This is a genomic window from Myxococcus sp. MxC21-1, from assembly GCF_032612255.1.
Lineage (GTDB): Bacteria > Myxococcota > Myxococcia > Myxococcales > Myxococcaceae > Myxococcus > Myxococcus virescens.
Genome location: NZ_CP123278.1, coordinates 3,495,856 through 3,519,531 on the forward strand (window position 1 = coordinate 3,495,856; position 23,676 = coordinate 3,519,531).

20 protein-coding genes, 5 tRNA genes and 2 pseudogenes are annotated in these 23,676 nt (G+C 65.6%); all 27 read left to right on the forward strand.

Features of this window, described 5'->3' with window-relative positions; genetic code table 11:
• Positions 1-172: 172 nt before the first annotated feature.
• The 27 genes and pseudogenes from QEG98_RS16125 to QEG98_RS16255 all read left to right on the forward strand — a co-directional run bounded on the left by QEG98_RS16125 (position 173) and on the right by QEG98_RS16255 (position 23,671).
• Positions 173-565 carry a DsrE family protein gene (locus QEG98_RS16125; RefSeq protein WP_316567305.1) on the forward strand — a complete coding sequence of 131 codons (393 nt, stop codon included), beginning with the start codon at positions 173-175 and terminating at the stop codon, positions 563-565.
• Positions 566-784: 219 nt separating this feature from the next.
• A complete protein-coding gene (gene cglB, locus QEG98_RS16130) occupies positions 785-2,035 on the forward strand; it encodes an adventurous gliding motility lipoprotein CglB (protein ID WP_316567306.1) in 1,251 nt (416 codons plus the stop codon).
• 81 nt (positions 2,036-2,116) lie between these two features.
• Positions 2,117-3,116: pseudogene (locus tag QEG98_RS16135) on the forward strand (RimK family alpha-L-glutamate ligase).
• A 62-nt stretch (positions 3,117-3,178) separates the two neighbouring features.
• Positions 3,179-3,628 carry a hypothetical protein gene (locus tag QEG98_RS16140; protein WP_228558183.1) on the forward strand — a complete coding sequence of 150 codons (450 nt, stop codon included), beginning with the start codon at positions 3,179-3,181 and terminating at the stop codon, positions 3,626-3,628.
• Positions 3,629-3,634: 6 nt separating this feature from the next.
• Complete coding sequence (gene rlmB / locus QEG98_RS16145) at positions 3,635-4,480, forward strand: 23S rRNA (guanosine(2251)-2'-O)-methyltransferase RlmB (RefSeq protein WP_316567307.1); 846 nt, start codon at positions 3,635-3,637, stop codon at positions 4,478-4,480.
• A 132-nt stretch (positions 4,481-4,612) separates the two neighbouring features.
• Positions 4,613-4,685 (forward strand) — tRNA-Thr (locus tag QEG98_RS16150).
• A gap of 56 nt (positions 4,686-4,741) precedes the next feature.
• Positions 4,742-4,825, forward strand: a tRNA-Tyr gene (locus QEG98_RS16155).
• Between the two features lie 10 nt (positions 4,826-4,835).
• Positions 4,836-4,911, forward strand: a tRNA-Gly gene (locus QEG98_RS16160).
• 25 nt (positions 4,912-4,936) lie between these two features.
• Positions 4,937-5,012: transfer RNA gene (locus QEG98_RS16165), tRNA-Thr, on the forward strand.
• A gap of 19 nt (positions 5,013-5,031) precedes the next feature.
• Positions 5,032-6,222 carry an elongation factor Tu gene (gene tuf, locus QEG98_RS16170; RefSeq protein WP_316567308.1) on the forward strand — a complete coding sequence of 397 codons (1,191 nt, stop codon included), beginning with the start codon at positions 5,032-5,034 and terminating at the stop codon, positions 6,220-6,222.
• A gap of 99 nt (positions 6,223-6,321) precedes the next feature.
• Complete coding sequence (gene rpmG, locus QEG98_RS16175) at positions 6,322-6,486, forward strand: 50S ribosomal protein L33 (protein WP_011553120.1); 165 nt, start codon at positions 6,322-6,324, stop codon at positions 6,484-6,486.
• A gap of 23 nt (positions 6,487-6,509) precedes the next feature.
• Positions 6,510-6,585, forward strand: a tRNA-Trp gene (locus QEG98_RS16180).
• Positions 6,586-6,685: 100 nt separating this feature from the next.
• A complete protein-coding gene (secE, locus tag QEG98_RS16185; RefSeq protein WP_090494985.1) occupies positions 6,686-7,129 on the forward strand; it encodes a preprotein translocase subunit SecE in 444 nt (147 codons plus the stop codon).
• Positions 7,129-7,671 (forward strand): transcription termination/antitermination protein NusG, encoded by a 543-nt coding sequence (nusG, locus tag QEG98_RS16190; RefSeq protein ID WP_090494984.1) that lies wholly within the window; start codon positions 7,129-7,131, stop codon positions 7,669-7,671. Before secE ends, nusG begins: the two co-directional genes overlap by 1 nt.
• 146 nt (positions 7,672-7,817) lie before the next feature.
• Positions 7,818-8,264 (forward strand): 50S ribosomal protein L11, encoded by a 447-nt coding sequence (rplK, locus tag QEG98_RS16195; RefSeq protein ID WP_090494983.1) that lies wholly within the window; start codon positions 7,818-7,820, stop codon positions 8,262-8,264.
• Positions 8,265-8,300: 36 nt separating this feature from the next.
• The gene (rplA, locus tag QEG98_RS16200) at positions 8,301-9,014 is read left to right on the forward strand and encodes a 50S ribosomal protein L1 (RefSeq protein WP_090494982.1); all 714 of its coding nucleotides are present in this window, start codon (positions 8,301-8,303) and stop codon (positions 9,012-9,014) included.
• 397 nt (positions 9,015-9,411) lie between these two features.
• Positions 9,412-9,933 (forward strand): 50S ribosomal protein L10, encoded by a 522-nt coding sequence (gene rplJ / locus QEG98_RS16205; protein ID WP_090494980.1) that lies wholly within the window; start codon positions 9,412-9,414, stop codon positions 9,931-9,933.
• A gap of 103 nt (positions 9,934-10,036) precedes the next feature.
• On the forward strand, positions 10,037-10,405 hold the full coding sequence (rplL, locus tag QEG98_RS16210) for a 50S ribosomal protein L7/L12 (protein WP_011553126.1): 369 nt from the start codon (positions 10,037-10,039) through the stop codon (positions 10,403-10,405).
• Between the two features lie 177 nt (positions 10,406-10,582).
• The gene (gene rpoB / locus QEG98_RS16215; RefSeq protein ID WP_090494978.1) at positions 10,583-14,809 is read left to right on the forward strand and encodes a DNA-directed RNA polymerase subunit beta; all 4,227 of its coding nucleotides are present in this window, start codon (positions 10,583-10,585) and stop codon (positions 14,807-14,809) included.
• 134 nt (positions 14,810-14,943) lie between these two features.
• The gene (rpoC, locus tag QEG98_RS16220; protein WP_090494975.1) at positions 14,944-19,155 is read left to right on the forward strand and encodes a DNA-directed RNA polymerase subunit beta'; all 4,212 of its coding nucleotides are present in this window, start codon (positions 14,944-14,946) and stop codon (positions 19,153-19,155) included.
• Positions 19,156-19,364: 209 nt separating this feature from the next.
• The gene (locus QEG98_RS16225) at positions 19,365-19,892 is read left to right on the forward strand and encodes a hypothetical protein (protein WP_090494973.1); all 528 of its coding nucleotides are present in this window, start codon (positions 19,365-19,367) and stop codon (positions 19,890-19,892) included.
• 172 nt (positions 19,893-20,064) lie between these two features.
• Positions 20,065-20,415, forward strand: coding sequence for a phasin family protein (locus QEG98_RS16230; RefSeq protein WP_090494969.1), 351 nt, complete (start codon positions 20,065-20,067; stop codon positions 20,413-20,415).
• Positions 20,412-21,146 carry a lytic transglycosylase domain-containing protein gene (locus QEG98_RS16235; RefSeq protein ID WP_316567309.1) on the forward strand — a complete coding sequence of 245 codons (735 nt, stop codon included), beginning with the start codon at positions 20,412-20,414 and terminating at the stop codon, positions 21,144-21,146. The genes QEG98_RS16230 and QEG98_RS16235 overlap by 4 nt, the downstream gene beginning before the upstream one ends.
• A 129-nt stretch (positions 21,147-21,275) precedes the next feature.
• A pseudogene (locus QEG98_RS16240) lies at positions 21,276-21,963 on the forward strand (hypothetical protein).
• A 32-nt stretch (positions 21,964-21,995) separates the two neighbouring features.
• Positions 21,996-22,463 carry a hypothetical protein gene (locus QEG98_RS16245; RefSeq protein ID WP_011553133.1) on the forward strand — a complete coding sequence of 156 codons (468 nt, stop codon included), beginning with the start codon at positions 21,996-21,998 and terminating at the stop codon, positions 22,461-22,463.
• Between the two features lie 37 nt (positions 22,464-22,500).
• Positions 22,501-23,262 carry a social motility TPR repeat lipoprotein Tgl gene (gene tgl / locus QEG98_RS16250; protein ID WP_090494965.1) on the forward strand — a complete coding sequence of 254 codons (762 nt, stop codon included), beginning with the start codon at positions 22,501-22,503 and terminating at the stop codon, positions 23,260-23,262.
• 22 nt (positions 23,263-23,284) lie between these two features.
• Positions 23,285-23,671 (forward strand): helix-turn-helix transcriptional regulator, encoded by a 387-nt coding sequence (locus QEG98_RS16255; RefSeq protein WP_316567310.1) that lies wholly within the window; start codon positions 23,285-23,287, stop codon positions 23,669-23,671.
• Positions 23,672-23,676 lie beyond the last annotated feature (5 nt).

Below are 23,676 nucleotides of genomic sequence, written 5' to 3' on the forward strand. Positions count from 1 at the left end.
CCGAGCACCACGGGGCGCCAGGCGAGATGGCGGAGGGACCACGAGGAAACGGCGCCAGGACGTGGGGGGAGGGTGGTCGCCATGAGGGCTTCCCGGACAGAAGAGGGACGTCTCCAATTTATACGTCATTGGTGCCGCGACGGGATGCGAAGGCCGTTATGGTCGGCGCGACATGGCCGGACGGGTCTTCTTCTTCCTACAGCACGCCACGTACGAGCCGGCCTTCCAGGCCGCCACCATGGGAATCACCGCCGCCGCCATGGGCGACGAGGTGTACTTCGTCTTCGCCTTCGATGCGCTGCGCCAGCTCGTGGGTGGCGCCTACGGCCAGCCGTCGAGTGCGCGCGAGCACGAGGAGTTCGCACGCGCGGAGTCACTCGGGGTGTTGGCGCCGCCGGACATGCTGGCGGAAGCGCGCACGCTGGGCGCCAGGCTGATCGCCTGCGACACCACAGTCCGCATCTGCGGCTACGAACCGGAGTCGCTCGAGGGCACCCTGGATGAAGTAATGGGGATGGCCTCGATTTGGCGACTGACCGCGGGTGCACGGGTGCTCACCCTGTAGTCGGTGGGCTTGGGCCCTACGTACGCCGCTCTTGGCCGCCCAGGTATCGCTCTGGCTGTAACGTCGCAGTGGCATCCAAACGGCGCGGAATCAGTCGGCCGATGCTGTAGCGCCCGACGGGAATGACGCGGTAACCTGTCGCCACGCCGTACCCCCTTTGGAGAACCCGGCCGCGCGGGAAGTCCCGCGTCCCCCAGTAGCAGAAGGAATTCATTGCCTATGCGCTCCAAGCTGCCCCTCCTGAGTGCACTCTCCGTCGGCGCCGTCGTCCTGGCCTGTCAGACGTACGACTTCGAGCCGGTGGAGCCGCTGGCCATCGCGCAGACGACGGTTGAGGAGGTCATCAAGGCCCGTCAGAGCAAGCCCAACATCATGTTGTTGGTGGATACCTCCGGGTCCATGACGTACCCGGTGAATCCGTCGCCTGCCTGCGACGTGGAGTTCAAAGGGAGCATAGTTCCCTGCGGTGGCGAAGCGCCGTGCAACGTCGATGTTTGCCCCACGCGTTGGACCACGCTGCAGTCGGTTGTTCCGCAGTTCCTTGAGAACAGCGGTCGTTTCGTTCGTTTCGCGCTGACGACGTATCCCGAGACGCGGGGCGGAGAGTCGATTCCGGACTTGTGTCGTGCCTCCACTGCTGGAGCCCTGCTCAAGACACTGCCCGAGCAGGAGGATGACGATTCGCTGCTGGCGCACGCCAATGAAATCAACACCCTGCTGCAGGGCATCCCCAATGGTGGTGAGGGGCGGCCTCTTGGGGGGACGCCGACCAGCGGAAGTCTGAACTTCGTGGGAGGGCTTGAGGGGCTTCAGGACCCCGACCGGGAGAACTTCGTCATCCTCCTGACGGACGGCCTGCCAAACTGCAACGCGGCGAACCCTAACAGCGGTGCGAACCCGGAGTTGTGCAAGTGCACCATCGAGGGCAACCAATGCCAGAGTGGTTACCTCAACCGTGGATGTCTGGACACCGATGCCTCCGTGACTGCTGTAAGGGAGCTTCATGAAAAGGGCATTCAGACCATCGTGATCGGCTTTGGTGCGGAGACTGCGGTGGGGGATGGGCCGGCAGTGCTGGAAGCGATGGCGCGCGCGGGCGGCTTCAAACGTACGTGTAGCGCGGAACGCCCGTGCGGCGAGGGTGACACGTGCAACCCGACCACGGGGCTGTGCAACCGCTCCTTCTTCCAGGCCGGGAATCAGGCTGAACTTGCCAGCGCTCTGGAGGAGATCAGTCTGGCGGTGAAGATCCCGGAGCCCTGCCTGATTCGGCTGGATGGTCCCCAGCGCCCGACCGACCCCAAGCTGCTCGTGGTCTACGTGGAAGGCGAGCGGACTCCATCGAGCGACAGCACCTGGACGCTGAATGACGACGGTGTGCGCTTCACGGGACAGATCTGCGAGCGCATCCTGGCCTCCACCCCGGAGTCGCCCGTGAAGATTGAAGTGCGGGCCATCCGTCAGCGCTAGTCCAGCGGTTCGCGGGGCGGCTTTACCCGGCGAGGGGCGGGGATTATAGGTCCCTCTCTCCCCGGAACGGCCGCCCCGCTCATGAAAGCCACGATCCTCTCGCGCTCCGCTTCCATCCCGTCCACTCGGCGACTTGTCGAGGTGGCGCGCGCAAGAGGGCACCGGGTGCGGGTCCTCAACCCACTCCGCGTGCAGATGCACCTCGATGGGCGCAGCGCCACGCTCTACTACGGCCGCAAGAAGCTGGCGCCCACGGACGTCGTCCTCCCCCGCATCGCCCAGTCCATCAGTAACTATGGCCTGGCCGTGGTGAATCAGTTCGGCCTGGCGCGGGTCTCGCTCGTCAACCACGCGCAGGCCATCGCGCAGTCGCGCAACAAGATGCGCTCGCTGCAACTGCTCTCGGCGCACGGCATCGACATTCCGTCGACGGTGATGGCGCGCGACGCGGCTCACCTCAAGGAGATGGTGGGCTTGCTGGGCGGCGTGCCCGTCCTCGTCAAACTGCTGCAAGGGCAGGAGAAGCACGGCGTCATGGTGTGCGAGAGCCTCCAGTCGCTGGAGGCCGCGCTCGAGGCCGTCCTGGGGCTGGGGCACAATCTCGTGATGCAGGAGTACGTGAAGAGCACGGGCATCGACGTCCGTGTGCTCGTCGTGGGTGGGCAGGCGGTGGCCGCGGTTCGTCGCCGCCCGCGCCCGGGGCGCGGCGCACACCCTCATCAAGGGGGCCCGGCTGGAGGCGCACGAGCTGTCACCCGCCCAGCGAGCCACCGCGGAGAAGGCCACCCGGCTCATCGGGCTCGAAGTGGCGGCGGTGGACCTGCTCGACGTGCAGGGCCAACCCAAGGTCTTCGAGGTGAACAGCTCCCCCGCGCTTCCTGAAATGGAGGCGGTGACGGGCGTGGACCTGGCCTCGCTCATCATCATCCGCGCGGAAGCGCTCGTGGCGGGGGAGCCGCCCGTGTCCATGCCGGACCTGTCGCCTCCATCGGCCCTGCCCGTGTCATCTGAGCCTGCCCAGCTCCCCGTGGACCGGAAGGTCACGGGACGCCGCGCTCGGACCGGCGAAGGCGGCGCGTGAAGAGAAAGACGGCCCCCGCTGTCTCAAGCGTGATACGCACCCATCGTTTCCAGGAGACGCCCATGCTTCGTCGCCAACGCCTTTCCTCCCTCGCCGCCCTGCTGGCGGCAGTGACCTGCTCCGCGCCCGTACTGGCCGCGGATGTGGATCCGGCCTCGCTGTATGAGGTCTCCACCGAGGGGACCTCGACCCAGGTCAAGGCGGGAGAGAAGGGGACCTTCGTCCTCGCCATCAAGACGAAGGCGGGTGCCCATGTCTCCGACGAGGCGCCGTTGAAGCTTGAGGTGAAGGGGAGCCAGTTGACTCCGGCCAAGGAGAAGCTGGCCCTGGCGGACTCCGTGGCGAAGAAGGCTGAGGGGCAAGCCTTCGCGGACCCTCGCTTCGAGGTCCCCTTCACGACGGCCGCCGCGGGCAAGGGCTCTGTGGACGCGAAGCTCGTCTTCTTCATCTGCACGGAGAAGATCTGCGCACGTCAGCAGAAGACCTTCTCCCTTCCTGTCGAGGTCCTCTGAGTGTCCATGCGTGAGCGTTCTTCCAAGGGCGGCCGCGGTGAGCGCGGGAGCGAAGAATCCCCCCAGCGCGCCAGCCGGGGCGAGCGCGGAGGCGGCGAAGCCTCCCGGTTCGTCTACGGGGTGAATCCCGTCCTGGCAGCCCTTCGGGCCCGGCCGGACGAAGTGGAGCGCTTGTTCCTGGTGGAGGGGCAGCTCGGCGCTCGAGCGGCGGGAGAGCTGCTCAGCCGTGCTCGCGAGTTCGGCATTCGCGTGGAGAAGGTGACGCGCGAGCGCCTGGGCACGCTGGCGGAGGGCGGCGTTCACCAGGGCGTGGTGGTCGAGCTGCGCGGCTTCAAGTACGCGGAGCTGGAGGACCTCCTGGAAGCCGCGAATGCACTGGGACAGCCTCCCCTGGTGGTCGTGCTGGACGGAATCCAGGACCCGCACAACCTGGGAGCCATCATCCGCTCCGCGGATGCGCTGGGGGCCCACGGCGTGGTGATTGCCAAGGACCGGGCGGTGCAGGTGACGGGCACCGTGGCCAAGGCGTCTGCCGGGGCCGTGGAGCACAGCCGCATCGCGCGGGTGGTGAACATCTCCCGGGCCCTGGAGGAACTGAAGGAAGCCGGCCTGTGGGTCGCCGCGGCGGACGTGGACGCGAAGGAGCCCATGTGGAGCGCCCGGCTGGATGGGCCGTTGGCGCTCGTCGTGGGGGCGGAGGGGGCAGGCGTCCGGGACGGGGTGCTCAAGCACTGCGACTTCCGCCTCCGGATTCCGATGGCGGGACAGGTCGGTTCATTGAATGCATCCGTTTCGGCCGGCATTCTGCTATACGAGGTCGCCCGCCAGCGGGGCACCGTCTCCGGCCGGTAGCTGAAGTTTGGGATCAATCTCCTTGACTTGGGCGAACGGGAATTCTAGAAGGGCGCCCCTCTCAGGGCGGTGACGGGTGGTTGACGGAGCCGCTGGGGCGGGGTAGGGCGGCAGTCGCAGTGCCGGATGAGTGCCGGTGTAGCTCAGCTGGTAGAGCAACTGATTTGTAATCAGTAGGTCGCGGGTTCAAATCCCGCCGCCGGCCAGGTAGGACGGGGCCGCGGATGAGGGCCCGGGATGTGGTAGGACAAGTGAATATCTGGAGGGATACCCAAGCGGCCAAAGGGAGCAGACTGTAAATCTGCCGGCTCTACGCCTTCGATGGTTCGAATCCATCTCCCTCCACTCGGCAATTGCGGGAATAGCTCAGTTGGTAGAGCGTCAGCCTTCCAAGCTGAATGTCGTGGGTTCGAATCCCATTTCCCGCTCCAAATGTTGTAGTCACAGCATCGCCAAGCCCTGATAGCTCAGTTGGCAGAGCGCATCCTTGGTAAGGATGAGGTCACCAGTTCAATCCTGGTTCAGGGCTCCATTTATTTTTGAGGAGTGTCATGGCCAAGGAGAAGTTCGAGCGTAACAAGCCCCACGTGAACATCGGCACGATCGGACACGTGGACCACGGCAAGACGTCGCTGACGGCCGCCATCACCAAGGTGCTGGCGAAGACGGGCGGCGCCACGTTCCTGGCGTACGACCTGATTGACAAGGCGCCTGAGGAGCGTGAGCGCGGTATCACGATTTCCACCTCGCACGTGGAGTACCAGACGGCGAACCGGCACTACGCCCACGTCGACTGTCCGGGTCACGCCGACTACGTGAAGAACATGATCACGGGCGCGGCGCAGATGGACGGCGCCATCCTGGTGGTGTCGGCGGCGGACGGCCCGATGCCGCAGACGCGTGAGCACATCCTGCTGGCGCGCCAGGTCGGCGTTCCGTACATCGTGGTCTTCCTGAACAAGGTGGACATGCTGGACGACCCCGAGCTGCGCGAGCTCGTGGAGATGGAAGTCCGCGACCTGCTGAAGAAGTACGAGTTCCCTGGCGATGACATCCCCATCGTCCCGGGCTCGGCGCTCAAGGCGCTGGAGGGTGACACCAGCGACATCGGCGAGCCGGCCATCCTGAAGCTGATGGAGGCGGTGGACAGCTACATCCCGACGCCGCAGCGCGCGACGGACAAGCCCTTCCTGATGCCGGTGGAGGACGTGTTCTCCATCTCCGGCCGCGGCACGGTGGCCACGGGCCGCGTCGAGCGCGGTATCATCAAGGTCGGCGAGGAAGTGGAAGTCGTTGGTCTGCGCCCGACGCAGAAGACGGTCGTCACGGGCGTGGAGATGTTCCGCAAGCTGCTGGACATGGGCATGGCGGGCGACAACATCGGCGCGCTGGTGCGCGGCCTGAAGCGCGAGGACATGGAGCGCGGCCAGGTGCTGGCCAAGCCGGGCAGCATCACCCCGCACACCAAGTTCAAGGCGCAGATCTACGTGCTGTCGAAGGAAGAGGGTGGTCGTCACACCCCGTTCTTCAAGGGCTACCGCCCGCAGTTCTACTTCCGCACCACGGACGTGACGGGCTCGGTGAAGCTGCCGGAGAACGTTGAAATGGTGATGCCGGGCGACAACATCGCCATCGAGGTGGAGCTCATCACCCCCGTGGCCATGGAGAAGGAGCTGCGCTTCGCTGTTCGCGAGGGTGGCCGCACCGTGGGCGCCGGCGTCGTGGCGGAAATCATCGAGTAATGCCGGGTCGGCCGTGAGGCCGCCGGGCTCACTGTCCCGATTCCGAGGGGAGGGCTGCGTTGTGGTAGCCTTCCCCTCTCGTATCTGGTGAGGTAGGTCATGCCGAAGGGCAATCGTTCCATCATTTCGCTCGAGTGCACTGTGTGCAAAGAGCGGAACTACACGACCACGAAGAACAAGCGGAAGAGCCAGGATAAGCTCGAGCTGAGCAAGTTCTGTCCTCGTTGCCGCAAGCATCAGGACCACAAGGAAGGTAAGGTCTAGGTCGGTAGTTCAGGGAAGGTTCTAGGCCAGTAGCTCCAACGGTAGAGCAGCGGTCTCCAAATCCGCGTGTTGGGGGTTCGAATCCCTCCTGGCCTGCCAACTCTCAGTAGTCGCGGGGCCCCCGGTACCTGGAGGTGCCGGGGGTTCCTGTGTTTTCGCAGTTTCGCGAATTCGCATCCGCAGTACCTCGTGAGGCACCATGGCGACGGCATCAGAGGCCAGCCAGCAGGCTAACCGCTCGGCGATGGATCCGAAGCGGCTCGTGGTCATCTTCTATCTTCTCGTCGGCATCGTCCTGGCCCTCTTCCTGGAGCGTCTGCTCGGATTGCTGTGGGCGCGATTCAGCTGGAGCGACCCGGTCCTCATCGAGGGCTTGGACTGGAAGGTGTCCACCCTGGTGGGCTACGTGCTGGCCGTGGGACTGGCTGTGGGGGCGTACTTCCACCCGCGCACCCATGCGCTGTCCATCGATGTGGCTTCGGAGTTGATGAAGGTCACCTGGCCCACCTGGTCGGAGACCAAGGCGTCGACCATGGCCGTCGTCGTGGCGTCCCTGGTTGCCGCCGTCATCCTCTTCTGCATCGATACCGCCGCCTACAACCTGATGGTGGAGTGGCTGCCGGCCATGTGGGGGAAGCTGTAATGGCGATGAAATGGTACGTGGTCCACACCTACTCGAACTTCGAGAACCAGGCGAAGAAGAGCCTGGAAGAGAAGGTCCGTCTGGAGGGCCTTCAGGACCAGTTCGGTGAAATCCTGATTCCGATGGAACAGGTCGTCGAAATGGTGAAGGGCGAGAAGAAGACCTCTCGCCGCAAGTTCTTCCCCGGCTACATCTTCGTGCAGATGGAGCTGAACGACCGGACGCTCCACCTGGTGAAGAACACGCCGAAGATCACCGGTTTCCCGGGAACGGCGCAGCACCAGAATCCGTTGCCCATCTCCGACCAGGAAGTGGCGCGGCTGACGTCGCAGATTTCCGAAGGCACGCTCAAGCCGAAGCCCAAGGTGCAGTTCGACGACGGCGACACGGTGCGCGTCATCGACGGTCCGTTCGCGAACTTCAACGGTACCGTGGAAGAGGTCAATGCGGAGAAGGGCAGGGTGAAGGTGCTGGTCAGCATCTTCGGCCGTGCTACACCGGTGGAGCTGGACTTCATGCAGGTGGAGAAGACCACCGGCTAGCAGTTGATGCCGCGCCGTGCACCCCTGTATGGCGTGCGCGGCGTTCGCATTTCTGGTCCCCGTATTGGGGCCGGACTCATGGGTGGGAGGGCTTCCCCGTCTGGTAGCCCGCTCGCACCACCCACTCGAAAGGCAGTTGTCGTTCGATGAAGAAGATCACAGGTCAGGTCAAGCTGCAGATCCCCGCCGGCAAGGCGAACCCCGCTCCGCCGATCGGCCCCGCGCTCGGTCAGCAGGGCGTGAACATCATGGAGTTCTGCAAGCAGTTCAACGCGAAGACCCAGGCGGAAGCCAAGGAAGGTCTCATCATCCCGGTGGTCATCACCGTGTATGCGGACCGCTCCTTCACCTTCATCCTGAAGACCCCTCCCGCCGCCGTCCTCATCAAGAAGGCCGCGGGTCTCCACACGGAGAAGAAGAAGGGTTCGGGCGCGAAGAAGCCGGGCAAGGAGAAGGTCGGGCAGATCACCCGCGCTCAGCTCGAGGAAATCGCGAAGAAGAAGATCCAGGACACCACCGCCGCGTCGCTCGAGGCCTGCATGAGCACCATTGCTGGCACCGCACGCTCCATGGGCATCGACGTCGTCGGCTAGGCCGCCGCGCACCCACTCACGACAAGGATTTCTGTCATGGCTAAGACTGGGAAGAAGTTCCGTGCGGCCGCCGCTCTGGTTGACCGCGATAAGCGCTACGCCGTCGCCGAGGGCTTTCAGCTCCTGAAGAAGACGGTGGAGGCTCGCTCCACCAAGTACGACCAGACGGTCGACGTCTCCATCAATCTGGGCGTGGACCCGAAGCACGCGGACCAGATGGTCCGTGGCGCCGTGGTGCTCCCGCACGGCACCGGCGCCACCGTGCGCGTGGCCGTGTTCGCCAAGGGTGAGAAGGCCACCGACGCGACCAACGCCGGCGCGGACGTGGTCGGCGCCGAGGACCTCCAGAAGCGCATCGAGGAGGGCTTCCTCGATTTCGACACCGTCATCGCCACCCCGGACATGATGGGTGTCGTCGGTCGCCTCGGTAAGGTGCTCGGTCCCCGTGGCCTGATGCCGAACCCGAAGGTCGGCACGGTGACCATGGATGTCGCGAAGGCCATTCGCGACGCCAAGGGTGGTAAGGTCGACTTCCGCGCCGAGAAGGCCGGTATCGTCCACGCGAAGCTGGGCAAGTCCTCCTTCGAGGTCGAGAAGCTCGAGGCGAACTTCAACGCGCTGGTGGACCTGGTGATGAAGCTGAAGCCGGCCGCCGCGAAGGGCGTGTACCTCCAGGGTATCGCCATCTCGTCCTCCATGGGGCCGGGCATCAAGCTCGACACCATGGAGATCAAGATGCGCCACGGCTAATCGCCGTCCGGTCGCACGGACAGGAGGACGCAGCCCTGACTACGGGTCAGGGTTGTCGCCTGTCTGACGTCACAGGTTCGAAAGTTCTGGATCTTTGCTGAAGCCGGGGGTATAGGCCCCCGGCTTTTGCAATTGGGGCGCCACGTCGTGAGGCGCGGCGTCCCGACACCTGGTTCATGACAGCAGGGACCTGGGCGAAGAGGATGCATGTTCCGTTGGCAGCCGGGCAACCGGCCGGACGGCACCTTCGACCCCTGGTTCAAACGACCGCAAGGTCAGCCCTGCCGAGACTGGAGGTGCGGTGTGGTGCCTCTCGGAGGCTCCTCTCGCTCTGCCACTTTGGCCCAGGCATCACGCCCGTCCTGAAAAGGCGGGCCCAGTAAGGAGGTGAGTCAAAGTGCTGAAGAGCGAGAAGGAAGAGATGATCAAGGAGCTCCACGAGAAGTTCTCGAGGACGACCTCCGCCGTCGTCGCCGAGTTCACCAAGGTGGACGTGGAGACGGTGACCAAGCTCCGCAAGAAGTTCCGCGAGGGCAACGTCGAGTACAAGGTCATCAAGAACACGCTGGCGCGCCGTGCCGCGCAGGGCACGTCCGTGTCGGTCATCGCTGATGACTTCACGGGCCCCGTGGCCCTGTGCATCAGCTACGGCGACGTGGTGGCTCCCGCGAAGATCCTGGTCGAGTTCGCGAAGGACATCGAGGACAAGATCAAGATCCGCACCGCCGTCGTCGAAGGCCGCAAGGTCGACGTCGCCGGCGTGAAGGCCCTGGCGAAGCTGCCGGGTCTGCCCGAGCTTCGCGCGCAGCTGCTGGGCGTCATCAGCCAGCCCGCGAGCAAGCTGGTTCGGACCATCGCGGCTCCGGGTTCGCAGCTCGCCCGAGTCGTCCAGGCCAACGCGGACAAGGCGCAGGGCTGAGAAGCCCTCATCTGTTCGAGAAGTTTTTCTACCGCAACCTCTCCGGCCGGAACTCTCCAAAGGGGGAGTTGGCCGTTAGTCGAAACCAGAAGGACACATTTCAATGGCTGACCTGAACGCGATTGTTGACCAGCTCTCCTCCCTGACCGTCCTCGAGGCGGCCGAGCTCGTGAAGCAGCTCGAGAGCAAGTGGGGCGTCTCCGCCGCCGCCGTGGCCGTTGCCGCGGGCCCGGCCGCCGCCGCCGCTCCTGTCGAGGAGAAGACGGAGTTCACGGTGGTGCTGGCCAACGCCGGCGCCAACAAGATCAACGTCATCAAGGAGATCCGCGCGATCACCGGCCTGGGCCTGAAGGAGGCCAAGGACCTGGTCGAGGGCGCTCCGAAGAACGTCAAGGAAGGCGTCAACAAGGACGACGCCAAGAAGATCAAGGACCAGCTCACCGCGGCTGGTGCGACCGTCGACATCAAGTAGTTTCTACAGGGACTGTCCGGTTTTCCGGGAAATTTCGGGCAGCCTCCTGACCGGATGTGCAGGCCGGCGCTCCCTGAGTGGGGGCGCCGGCTTTGCCCATTTGACCGTTGCAAATTTCCCGGCGCCGCCGCGCGTTACTGAAGTTTGCCCGCCCGAGCAGTCGTCCCCGGAGCCAGAATGCCGACGCAGATCCAGAACAATTTCCGCGTGCGGAAGACCTTCGCGAAGATCGCGAAGATCATCGACATTCCCAATCTTATCAACATCCAGAAGCAGTCCTACGAGAAGTTCCTCCAGGCGGACATTGCCGCCGACAAGCGCGAGGACCTCGGTCTTCAGGGCGTCTTCAAGTCGGTGTTCCCTATCCGCGACTTCAACGAGACCTCCTCGCTGGAGTTCGTGAGCTATCACCTGGAGCGCCCGAAGTACGACGTGGATGAGTGCCACCAGCGTGGCATGACGTATTCGGCGCCCATCAAGGTGGTCGTGCGCCTGGTCGTGTGGGACAAGGACGAGGAGACCGGCGCCCAGTCCATCCGCGACGTGAAGGAGCAGGAAGTCTACTTCGGCGAAATCCCGCTGATGACCCAGAACGGCACCTTCATCATCAACGGTACCGAGCGCGTCGTCGTCAGTCAGCTGCACCGAAGCCCAGGTGCCTTCTTCGACCACGACAAGGGCAAGAGCCACTCGTCTGGCAAGCTGCTCTACAACGCCCGCATCATTCCCTACCGCGGTTCGTGGATCGACTTCGAGTTCGACCACAAGGACCTGCTGTACGTGCGCATCGACCGCCGCCGCAAGCTGCCGGCCACGGTGCTCATCCGCGCGCTCGGCGCCGTCCCGGACACCGCGAAGAAGAACCCGCTGGAGTTCAAGGGCTCCACCGAGGAGATCCTCAACTACTACTACGCGACGGAGACGATCTACCTCCACAGCGCGGAGGAGTTCGAGAAGAGCGTCGAGCTCGAGCTGCTGCCTGGTCAGCGCGCGACCCGCGACATCAAGGCGAAGACGGGCGAGCTGATCGTCAAGAAGAACCGCAAGTTCACCCGCGCCGCCATCAAGAAGCTCGAAGCGGCGAAGATGAAGACGCTCCCGATCGATGCGGACGAGCTCTTCACCAAGGTGTCCGCCTACGACGTGGTCGAAGAGACCAACGGCGTGGTGCTCCTCGAGTGCAATGAGGAAGTCACCCAGGAGAAGGTCGACGAGCTCCTCAAGCACGGCATCAAGGAGTTCAAGGTCCTCTTCATCGACAACCTCAACGTGGGTCCGTACCTGCGTGAGACGTTGATGCTGGACAAGCTCGAGACCCCCGAGCAGTCCATCATGGAGATCTACCGCCGCCTGCGTCCTGGCGATCCGCCGACGCCGGAGACGGCCATCAACCTGTTCACCAACCTGTTCTTCAACCCGGAGCGCTACGACCTCTCCAAGGTCGGCCGCCTCAAGCTGAACTTCAAGTTCGGCCTCGAGGAGCCGCTCGACGGGCAGATCCTCACCAAGCGGGACATCCTCGAGGTGATCCGCTACCTGATCGATCTGAAGAACGGCAAGGGGACCATCGACGACATCGACCACCTGGGCAACCGCCGCGTCCGCGCGGTGGGCGAGCTGCTGGAGAACCAGTACCGCATCGGCCTGGTGCGCATGGAGCGGGCGATCAAGGAGCGCATGAGCCTCCAGGAGATCGAGACGCTCATGCCGCACGATCTCATCAACGCCAAGCCCGTCACCGCGGTCATCAAGGAGTTCTTCGGGTCCAGCCAGCTGTCGCAGTTCATGGACCAGACGAACCCCCTGTCCGAGGTCACGCACAAGCGGCGTCTGTCGGCGCTCGGGCCCGGCGGCCTCACGCGCGAGCGCGCGGGCTTCGAGGTGCGCGACGTGCACCCGACGCACTATGGCCGTATCTGCCCCATCGAGACGCCGGAAGGTCCGAACATCGGCCTCATCGCGTCGCTGTCCACCTACGCGCGCGTCAATGAGTTCGGCTTCGTCGAGACGCCTTACCGCAAGGTCGAGGCGGGCGTGGTGACGACCGACGTGGCCTTCTACTCCGCCCTCGAGGAGGAGAAGCACACGATCGCCCAGGCGAACGCGGAGACGGACAAGAAGGGCAAGTTCGCCAACGCGCTGGTGTCCAGCCGCCGCGGTGGTGAGTTCGTCCAGGCTCGCGCCGAGGACGTGGACCTGATGGACGTGTCCCCGAAGCAGCTGGTGTCGGTGGCCGCGTCGCTCATCCCGTTCCTGGAGAACGACGACGCCAACCGCGCGCTCATGGGCTCCAACATGCAGCGCCAGGCCGTTCCGCTGCTGCGCACCGCGGCGCCGCTGGTGGGCACGGGCATCGAGTCCATCGTCGCCCGCGACTCCGGCGTCACCTGCGTGGCCCGGCGCGACGGCATCGTGGAGAGCGTGGACGCCGGCCGCATCGTGGTGAAGGCGGACGTGCCGGCCTCGCTGAGCGATGTCACGAGCGAGGTCGACATCTACAACCTGCTCAAGTACCAGCGCTCCAACCAGAACACCTGCCTCAACCAGAAGCCCATCATCAGCAAGGGCGACCGGGTGAAGAAGGGTGACGTCATCGCCGACGGTCCGGCCACCGAGACGGGCGAGCTGGCGCTAGGCCAGAACGTGGTCGTCGCGTTCATGCCGTGGCAGGGCTACAACTTCGAGGACTCCATCCTCATCAGCGAGCGCATCCTCAAGGACGACGTCTTCACGTCGATCCACATCGAGGAGTTCGAGTGCATCGCGCGCGACACCAAGCTGGGCAAGGAGGAGATCACCCGCGACATCCCGAACGTGGGTGAGGAGGCCCTCAAGGACCTCGACGAGAGCGGCATCATCCGCATCGGCGCCGAGGTGAAGCCCGGCGACGTGCTGGTGGGCAAGATCACCCCGAAGGGCGAGACGCAGCTGTCTCCCGAAGAGAAGCTGCTGCGCGCCATCTTCGGCGAGAAGGCCGGCGACGTGCGTGACAGCTCGCTGCGCGTCCCGCCGGGCGTGGTGGGCACCGTCATCAACGCCAAGGTGTTCAGCCGCAAGGGCGTGGAGAAGGACGAGCGCGCCAAGCAGATCGAGTCCATGGAGGAGGCGAAGCTCCTCAAGGACCAGAACGACGAGATCAAGGTCCTCCAGGACAGCGCGTTCGGCCGCATCCGCGGCCTGGTGCGCACCAAGGAGGTCCAGGGCAAGCTCGTGGACGACAAGGGGAAGATCCTCCTGAAGAAGGGGGACATCCTCGACGACGAGCTGCTGTCCACGGTGCCCTACAAGTACTGGGGTGAGATCTCCGTCGGCGACCCGCTGGACTCGCGCCTGCGCGACATCCTCCGCAACCTGGAGGAGACGAAGGAGGCCGTGAAGCTGGCCTTCGGCGAGAAGATCGCCCGCATCAAGAAGGGCGACGAGCTGCCGCCGGGCGTCATCAAGATGGTGAAGGTGTACGTCGCCATCAAGCGCAAGCTGGCCGTGGGCGACAAGATGGCCGGCCGCCACGGAAACAAGGGCGTCGTGTCCCGCATCCTCCCCGAGGAGGACATGCCGTACCTGGAGGACGGGCGTCCGGTGGACATCGTCCTCAACCCGCTGGGCGTGCCCTCGCGCATGAACATCGGGCAGATCCTCGAGACGCACCTGGGCTGGGCCGCCAAGGGCACCGGCGAAGCGCTGCAGCGCTACGTCGAGGCCAACTGGAGCTCGGACGCCATCAAGGAGCGCCTCAAGGTCATCTACAGCGACCCGGCGTTCGGCGAGTTCCTCGACAAGCTCGACGACGAGGAGATCAAGCAGCTGTGCCTCCGCTCCAAGCGGGGCATCCACGTCGCCACGCCCGTCTTCGACGGCGCACAGGAGACGGAGATCCACGCCCTGCTGGACGAGGGTCAGCTGCCCCGCTCGGGCCAGATGGTGCTCTTCGACGGGCGCACCGGTGAGCCGTTCGACCAGAACGTCACCGTGGGCGTCATGTACATGCTGAAGCTGCACCACCTGGTGGACGAGAAGATCCACGCCCGCTCCATCGGGCCCTACTCGCTCGTCACGCAGCAGCCGCTGGGCGGCAAGGCGCAGTTCGGCGGTCAGCGTCTGGGCGAGATGGAAGTCTGGGCGATGGAGGCCTACGGCGCGGCGTACACGCTGCAGGAGTTCCTCACCGTCAAGTCGGACGACGTGGTGGGCCGCACGCGCATGTACGAGGCCATCGTCAAGGGCGACAACGTCCTGGAGAGCGGCCTGCCCGAGTCGTTCAACGTGCTCCTCAAGGAACTCCAGTCGCTCGCGCTCGACGTGGAGCTGCTGGAGAGCGCCCCGCCGGAGCGGCAGCGCAGCTTCGGAGGCGACTTCCTCGGCGGTGGTGACGGCGAGGAGCGCAAGACGGGAACCGAGGCCTGATTGCACGGAGCGCCCGCCTGACCGGCCGCCCGCCGTCCCGATAGGGGCGGGCGCGGCCGGAACGGGGCGGGGGCCCGAATCAGCTGGCGGCCCCCCTTGGATGTGGGGGCGCCCAACGAGATTTCGGAGGCAACGTGAAGGACATTTTCAACTTCTTCGAGAAGCCGAAGGACCCGCTGTCGTTCAACGCCATCCGCATTGCGCTGGCGTCGCCCGACAAGATTCGCCAGTGGTCCCATGGCGAGGTGAAGAAGCCGGAGACGATCAACTACCGCACGTTCAAGCCGGAGCGGGACGGGCTCTTCTGCGCCCGCATCTTCGGGCCGGTGAAGGACTACGAGTGCAACTGCGGCAAGTACAAGCGCATGAAGCACCGCGGCGTAGTGTGCGAGAAGTGCGGCGTGGAGGTCATCCAGTCCAAGGTGCGCCGTGAGCGCCTGGGCCACATCACCCTGGCCACGCCGGTGGCCCACATCTGGTTCCTCAAGTCGCTGCCGAGCCGCATCGGCAACCTGCTCGACATCACGCTGAAGGAGCTGGAGAAGGTCCTCTACTGCGAGAGCTACATCGTCCTCGATCCGAAGGCGACGCCGCTGCAGAAGGGCGAGCTCATCAGCGAGGACAAGATGCACCGGCTCTACCAGGAGCACGGTGAGGACTCCTTCACCACGGGCATGGGCGGCGAGGCCGTCCGCGAGATGCTCAAGTCGCTGGACGTGGAGAAGCTGTCCGAAGAGCTGCGCAAGGACATGCGCGAGACCACCAGCGAGGCGAAGCGGAAGAAGTACGCCAAGCGCCTGAAGGTGGCCGAGGCGTTCCGCGTCTCTGGCAACAAGCCGGAGTGGATGATGCTGGACGTGATTCCGGTGATTCCGCCGGACCTGCGTCCGCTCGTTCCCCTGGACGGTGGCCGCTTCGCGACCTCCGACCTGAACGACCTGTACCGCCGCGTCATCAACCGCAACAACCGTCTGAAGCGCCTCCAGGAGCTGAACGCTCCGGACATCATCATCCGCAACGAGAAGCGGATGCTGCAGGAGGCCGTGGACGCGCTGTTCGACAACGGCCGTCGCGGGAAGACCATCACGGGCCCCAACAAGCGCCCGCTGAAGTCGCTGTCCGACATGCTCAAGGGCAAGCAGGGCCGGTTCCGCCAGAACCTGCTCGGCAAGCGCGTGGACTACTCGGGCCGCTCCGTCATCGTGGTGGGCCCCGAGCTGCGCCTGCACCAGTGCGGTCTGCCGAAGATCATGGCGCTCGAGCTCTTCAAGCCGTTCATCTACAACAAGCTCGAAGAGAAGGGTTACGTCACCACCATCAAGTCCGCGAAGAAGATGGTGGAGAAGGAGCGTCCCGAGGTCTGGGACATCCTCGAGGACGTCATCCGCGAGCACCCGGTGCTCCTCAACCGCGCGCCCACGCTGCACCGTCTGGGCATGCAGGCCTTCGAGCCCGTGCTGATTGAAGGCAAGGCCATCCAGCTTCACCCGCTGGTGTGCGCCGCCTTCAACGCCGACTTCGACGGCGACCAGATGGCCGTGCACGTGCCGCTCTCCATCGAGGCTCAGATGGAGGCCCGCGTGCTGATGATGTCGACGAACAACATCCTCAGCCCCGCGAACGGCAAGCCCATCATCGTCCCGACGCAGGACATGGTGCTCGGCATCTACTACATGACCCGCGCCCGCGAGTTCGCCAACGGCGAGGGCCGCGTGTTCGCCTCGCCGGACGAGGTGCGTGCCGCGTACGACCACGGTGAAGTGCACCTCCAGGCGAAGGTCGTCTGCCGCATCGACGGCAAGCGCAAGGAGACCACCGTCGGCCGCGTCCTCCTCTGGGAGGTCGTCCCCCGCGCGGTGGGCTTCGACGCCATCAACAAGGTGCTCGACAAGAAGTCGCTCGGCGGCCTCATCGACCTCTGCTACCGCCTCACGGGTGAGAAGGAGACGGTGCTGCTCGCGGACCGCGTGCGCAGCCTCGGCTACTACAACGCCACCCGCGCCGGTATCTCCATCGCGCTCAAGGACATGATCATCCCTGCGAAGAAGCAGGTGTTCCTGGACGAGGCGCGCGCGGTGGTGTCGGAGATCGAGAACCAGTACCTCGAGGGTCTCATCACCGACGGCGAGCGCTACAACAAGGTCATCGATATCTGGGCGGAGATCACCGAGAAGGTCGCCCAGGAGATGATGCAGCAGATCTCCCAGGAGGAGACGTCCGGGGACCGCGACGGCAAGCGCGAGACGCGCAAGCAGCCGTCCTTCAACCCCATCTACATCATGGCCGACTCGGGCGCGCGTGGTAGCGCCCAGCAGATCCGTCAGCTGGCGGGTATGCGTGGTCTGATGGCGAAGCCCTCCGGCGAAATCATCGAGACGCCCATCACGGCCAACTTCCGTGAAGGCCTCTCCGTGCTGCAGTACTTCATCTCCACGCACGGCGCCCGTAAGGGTCTGGCGGACACGGCGCTCAAGACGGCCAACTCCGGTTACCTCACCCGCCGTCTCGTGGACGTGGCGCAGGACGCCATCATCAACGAGTACGACTGCGGCACCATGGACGGCCTGTTCATCGGCGCCCTGGTGGAGGGCGGCGAGATCATCGAGCCGCTCGGCGAGCGCATCCTGGGCCGCGTGGCCCTGGATGACATCCTCGACCCCGTGACGGGCGAGGTGCTGGTGCGCGCGAACGAGGAGATCGACGAGGACCGCGTCCGCCGCATCGAGAACAGCGGCATGGACAAGGTGAAGATCCGCTCGGTGCTCACCTGCCAGGCCAAGCGCGGCATCTGCGTGGAGTGCTACGGCCGTGACCTGGCCCGCGGCCGCAAGGTGTCCGTGGGTGAGGCGGTCGGCGTCATCGCGGCGCAGTCCATCGGTGAGCCGGGTACCCAGCTCACGATGCGCACCTTCCACATCGGTGGTGCGGCGACGCGGCGCGCGGAGCAGTCCAGCCTGGAGAACCGCTACGCGGGTAGCGTGAAGTTCGCGGGCCTCGTCACCGTGCAGAAGACGGACGGCACGCTGGTGGCCATGAACCGCAACGGCGAAATCGTCGTCGTGGACGACTCGGGCCGCGAGCGCGAGCGTTACCAGGTCATCTACGGTGCCCGCATCCTCGTGAAGGAAGGCCAGCGCATCGAGCCGGGCGTCCTCATGGCGGAGTGGGACCCGTTCGCGATTCCGCTGCTGACCGAGGTCGGCGGTGTCGTGCGCTACGAGGACATCATCGAAGGCGTGACGATGTCCGAGGCGCTGGACGAGGTGACCGGTCTGTCGCGTAAGACGGTCATCGAGTCCAAGGACCCGGAGGCGCGTCCGCGCGTCACCATCCGCGATGCCAACGGCAACATGATGGACCTGCCCAGCTCCCGCAACCCGGCGAGCTACTTCCTGCCGCAGGGCTCCATCATCACCGTCAACGACGGCGATGAGATCCACCCGGGCGAGGTCATCGCCAAGGTGCCGCGCGAGACGACGAAGACCAAGGACATCACGGGCGGTCTGCCTCGCGTGGCCGAGCTCTTCGAGGCGCGCAAGCCGAAGGACGCGGCGGCGATCGCGGAGATCGACGGCGTGGTGTCGTTCGGCAAGGACACCAAGGGCAAGCGCAAGCTCATCATCACCCCCGAGGTGAACGGCGAGCAGCGCACGGACCTAGCCAAGGAGTACCTGATCTCCAAGGGCAAGAACATCAGCGTCCACTCCGGCGACCGCGTGAAGGCCGGCGAGGCGATGATGGACGGCTCGGCCAACCCGCACGACATCCTCAAGGTGCTCGGCGAGAAGGAACTCGCGCGCTACCTGGTGGACGAAGTGCAGGAGGTCTACCGACTGCAGGGCGTGAAGATCAACGACAAGCACATCGAGACCATCGTGCGGCAGATGCTCCGCCGCGTGCGCGTCACCGATGTGGGCGACACCAACTTCCTGGTCGACGAGCAGGTCGAGAAGTGGGTGTTCGAGGAGGAGAACGAGAAGGTCATGTCGGAAGGCAAGCGTCCCGCCGTTGGCGAGCCGCTGCTGCTCGGCATCACCAAGGCCTCGCTCTCCACCGAGTCCTTCATCTCCGCGTCGTCCTTCCAGGAGACCACCAAGGTGCTCACCGAGGCCGCCATCAACGGCAAGGTGGACTACCTGCGCGGCCTCAAGGAGAACGTCATCATGGGCCGGCTCATCCCCGCCGGCACGGGTCTGCCGAACTACAAGCACCTGGACATCGCGGTGGAGAGCCCCACCGACGAGGTCAACGAGATGGAGGCCGCCCTGGCCGCCACTCACGGCGACACCGGCCCCCTGGGCGAGCCTTCCCGCCCGGTAGGCACGCAGACGACCGGCGCGGCCTGAGCCGCGCCCCAGCCGTCCTAAAGCGTTCGCTGAAAGACAACCGCCGCTCCCAGAGCTTTCTCTGGGGCGGCGGTTTTCCTTTGTTTATGGCTAATCGCGTTATGGGCTCGTCGTTGGCTTGACGCTTATGGCGCGCTGCGTTAACTGTTGAACGCTGTAGTGACGCACCTGGTTACCGCCCGGCGAAAGCCGGGATAGGGGAGGACGGTATGGCCACGACGAAGACCGAGACCGAGGCGACGCAGAACGAAGTTCAGAGCTCCGAGGCCGCTGCGAAGAGCGGACTGGCGCAGAATGTGGAGAGCTTTCTGAAGGCCCAGATTTCCCAGGCGCAGAAGCGCATCGAGGAACTGGAAGGCGAAGCGGGCAAGGTCGTGAAGACCTTGGAGTCCCGTGGGCAGGAGGCCGCCAAGGAGGCCCAGGCGCTGTGGGCGAAGTTCCAGGCCGGTGAGCTGCTGACGGACCCCCGCGTGCAGGAGCTGAGCAAGCGCGCCAACGAGGCCAGCACCGAGCTGAGCCGGCGCGTGGACGCCGCGGGCACCGAGCTGCGCAAGCGCTTTGACGGTATCCAGACGCGCGTCGTCGAGGCCGTGGGCGTGGCCAGCCAGGCGCAGCTGAAGGACCTCAACAAGGAGCTGGCGAAGCTGTCCCGCAAGGTGGACTCGCTGCTGAAGCCCGTCCGTCGGGTGAACGGCGCGAAGCCCGCAAGCAGCCCCGCGTCCTCGCCGCGCGCCTGAAGTCCCGTCGAATCCCGACAGGCAGTGTGGCCTCTCCCTTTCTCCGAGTACGAAAGAGAAGGGGGAGGCACATCGCCGTCGTTCCCTTCACGTCGGGGGTGTGCTTATTTCGGCCGTTCCCCGACCGGGTCGGGCCTGAACGTCTGGCCTGTACACCTCCCGGAGAGACCCCATGGACAACAAGCCCGAGGCCCCCCGAGAGAAGCACTCCGTGACGGAGACGTTCGAGCGTCTCTGGAGCCAGGCCCTGCTGGCGGTGAACACGGCCGAGGAAGAAGCCTCACGGGCCGTGCAGCGCGTGGCCGCGGTGGCGGGTTGGAGCCAGGACGAGGTGAAGCGCCAGGCCCGGGAGTTCAGTGAGCGGCTGGTGGGCCACCGCAAGGACCTGGAGCACAACGTGGAAGAGCGGGTTCGCCAGGCCCTGATGAAGATGAAGCTGCCCCGCCGCGAGGAACTGGCGGCGTTTGGAACCCGGCTGGACAAGCTGGCCGAGCGCATCCAGGCCCTGGAGCACCGGAAGTGAAAGCTCCCGCCCCTTCGGGCGGGAGGTCTTTCGGTACGCGGCTCTTCGAACGTCTCCACGCCTTCAGCTCGGGTTGTTCCCGGCTCCCGCTGCTCGCGGGGGCGGCGCTTGTCGTGTCGGCGCGGCTGGTGCCGCTGCTGGAGGAGCGGCCGGTGCAGCCCGTCGTCCCGGGCGTCGTGGCGGCGGAGGTCATCTCCCCCGAGGCGTCGCTCATCGACGCGGTGCTGGCGCGCCGGGCCCCGGACCTGGGCCTGACGCTGCGCCGGCAGCTCATCCAGGCCATCGCCGAGGAGGCCGGGCGGCTCGCGTATGATCCGCTGCTGATCCTGGCCATCATCGACGTGGAGTCGGACTTCACGGAAGATGCCGTCTCCGTGAAGGGCGCGCGTGGGTTGATGCAGATCAAACCGAGCACGCTGCACTTCCTGGCGGAGAAGGAAGGACTGCGCCTGTCCCGCGAGGAAGTGACCGCGGACACCGCGCTCTGCGTGCGGCTGGGCATCCGCTACCTGCGCTCGTTACAGGAGCGCTTCGGTGGGGACCTGGCCCTGATGGCCTACAACGCCGGCCCCACCCGCATCCGCAACGCCATCAAGCAGGGCGAACTGGAGCGCTTCCGGCGCTATCCGCGCGCGGTCCGCCGGGACTTCCGGCGCTTCCGTGAGGGCCACGGGCTGGGCGGAGACTGGGCCTTGGCGCAGCGCGAGGTGCCTCCCGAGCCCATGCCCTGAGTGGGTGGGGTGAATCTCCGGGCGACTGGGACGCTCCAACGGGGTGTATGCGCGCCTTGTTCCGTCCCGCCGGGTGCGCTAAGCGTTCCAAGTGCCCGGGACTGTTGGAGATTCTCAGGAGTGACCCGCATGAAGAACCCCCTGTTCCCCAGCGCCGCGCTCGCCGCCGCCCTGGCCCTGGCCCCGTTCGGGGCGCACGCTGGCTCCGTCTTCCTCAACGGCGTCAAGATTGACGGCGTCACCAACCAGAAGTTCGAGAAGGCCACCGTCCGCATCGACGAGGCCGGGAACGTGCACATCGACGCGCCGGGCTACGCGGCCCGTGTGACGGCGGTGACGCCTCCGGCCCCCGCCGCGTCACCCCAGGCACCGGCGCCCGCCGCCCCGGGGCCGGCCGCCCCCGCCGCGAAGGAGCCTCCCGCGGCGCAGCAGGCGCGGCGCGCCCTCGGCCCCCGGGCGCCTCACCCAGCGCTACTGGCTGGTGACGGAGCAGACGGTGCCGGGGATGACGGGGTACGACATCGACGTGTTCATTAATTCCACGTGGCTGCGCAAGCTGCGAGGCAACGAGGACCAGGTGGTGGTGGACATCACCCGCAACCTGCGGCCGGGGGCGAACAAGGTGACGTTCATCGCCCGGAAGGGAAACGCCGGGGACGCGCGCAGCAGTTCGCCTGCCCACGTGTTTCGGGTCATTATTGGCGAGGGCAACGAGGGCGGCGGGAACGTGATGATCGACAATCCCATCCTCCGCTTCCAGAAGACGGCGGCGGACACGCAGGATGCGACGCAGGAGTTCACCCTCACCACGCGCTGACGGGTGTGGGGCTTCGGGTAACGGAGACAACCGTGTTCAACCTCGACGAGCGCTACCGCGGGCTGCCCGCCACGCGGGAGCAAATCCTGGCGCTGCATACCTCCCTCAACGCGCCGCACGTGGCCATTCCGGGCAAGCAGGCCGGCCCGGCGCAGGCCTTTGTCGTGGGCCTCCGGGGAGGGCAGGGGACCGCGGCTGTCTTCGTGTACCTGTACCTGGCGGAGGCCGCGGACTGCGCGGTGTACCTGTCCGGCCGGCGCAACGTGTCAGCGGATGAGTACCGCGATGACGAGGGGGACGCGCTGGCCTTCGTGGAGTCGCTCGGGTTCATGATGGACGACGCCAACTGGCGCGCGATGGCCCCCGAGCAGCAGGACGAGCAGCTCAAGACGTTGCCGGTGTTCTTCAAGGACCCGACGCTCGTGCCCGCCGTGGTGGCGCGCGCCGAGGAGAAGAAGAACGTCACGACCACCCTGGGCCGCTTCCTGGCCGCCTTCTGAGTCACCGCCCCCTCACCCTCGTCGAGAGTCGCTCCCCATGTTCCGCCTTTCCAACGCGTCCTGTTCGCTCGCGCTGCTGCTGGTGTCCTCCGGTTGCTCCCACACGCCCACGGAGAAGGAGAAGCGGAGCGCCGAGATTCACTACGACCTGGCATTGCAGGCCCAGCAGGCCGGCGAGCTCCAAGAGGCGCTGCGCGAGCTGCAGGTGTCGCTGAAGAACGACCCGGACTACCCCGACGCGAACAACGCCATGGGCATCCTGCTGCACCTGGCGTTTCGCCGTCCCGACGAGGCCGTCAAGCACTACACCAAGGCGCTGGAGGTTCGCCCCGACTTCTCCGAGGCGCGCACCAACCTCGCCAACGTGCACCTGGACCAGGGCCGCTACGACGACGCCATCAAGCTCTATGAGCTGGTCCTCAACGACATGCTCTACCCGACGCCCTTCATCGCCCAGGGGAACCTGGGGTGGGCGTACTACAAGAAGGGCGAGCCGGACCGCGCGGTGGAGAGCATCAAGGCCGCGGTGACGACCAACCCCAACTTCTGTTTGGGCTACAAGAACCTGGGCCTCATCTACGACGAGACGGGGCGCACCTCCGAGGCGTGCCGCCAGTTCACGCACTACCGCGAGAATTGCCCGGATGTGGCGGAAGCGTACATGCGTGAGGGCGTCTGCCAGGCGAAGCTGGGGCAGGTCGATGCGGCAAAGGCAGCCTTCGCCACCTGTGAGACCAAGGCGAAAGCTGGTGAACAGGTGCTGAAGGACGACTGCCGGAGGCTGCTGGAAAAGCTCTAGCGCGTTGGGTATCTGGGGACCCGTGGACCACGTCGATTTCGGCAAATACCTGAGCCAGCAGCGAGAGCTCCGAGGGCTCTCGCGTGACGACGTCGCGCGGGAGACCAAGATTCCTCCCACGCTCATCACCGCGCTCGAGGCCGGTCAGGTGGAACGGCTGCCCTCGCGCATCTTCGTGGTGAACTACATCCGCGCGTACGCGCAGGTCATCGGCATGTCTCCGGAAGAGGCTGTGCTGCGCTACGAGGAGGTGGACAAGTCCATCCCGGCGCCATCTCCCGTGCAGTTGGAGCAGGAGCGGCGCAAGCGGGCCTACGTGGGGCTGTCCGTGCTGCTGGCGGCCCTGCTCCTGGGCGTGTACCTGTTCCTGGTGCTGAGCGGAAAGCTTCCCAATCCGCTCGCGCGTTGAAGCAT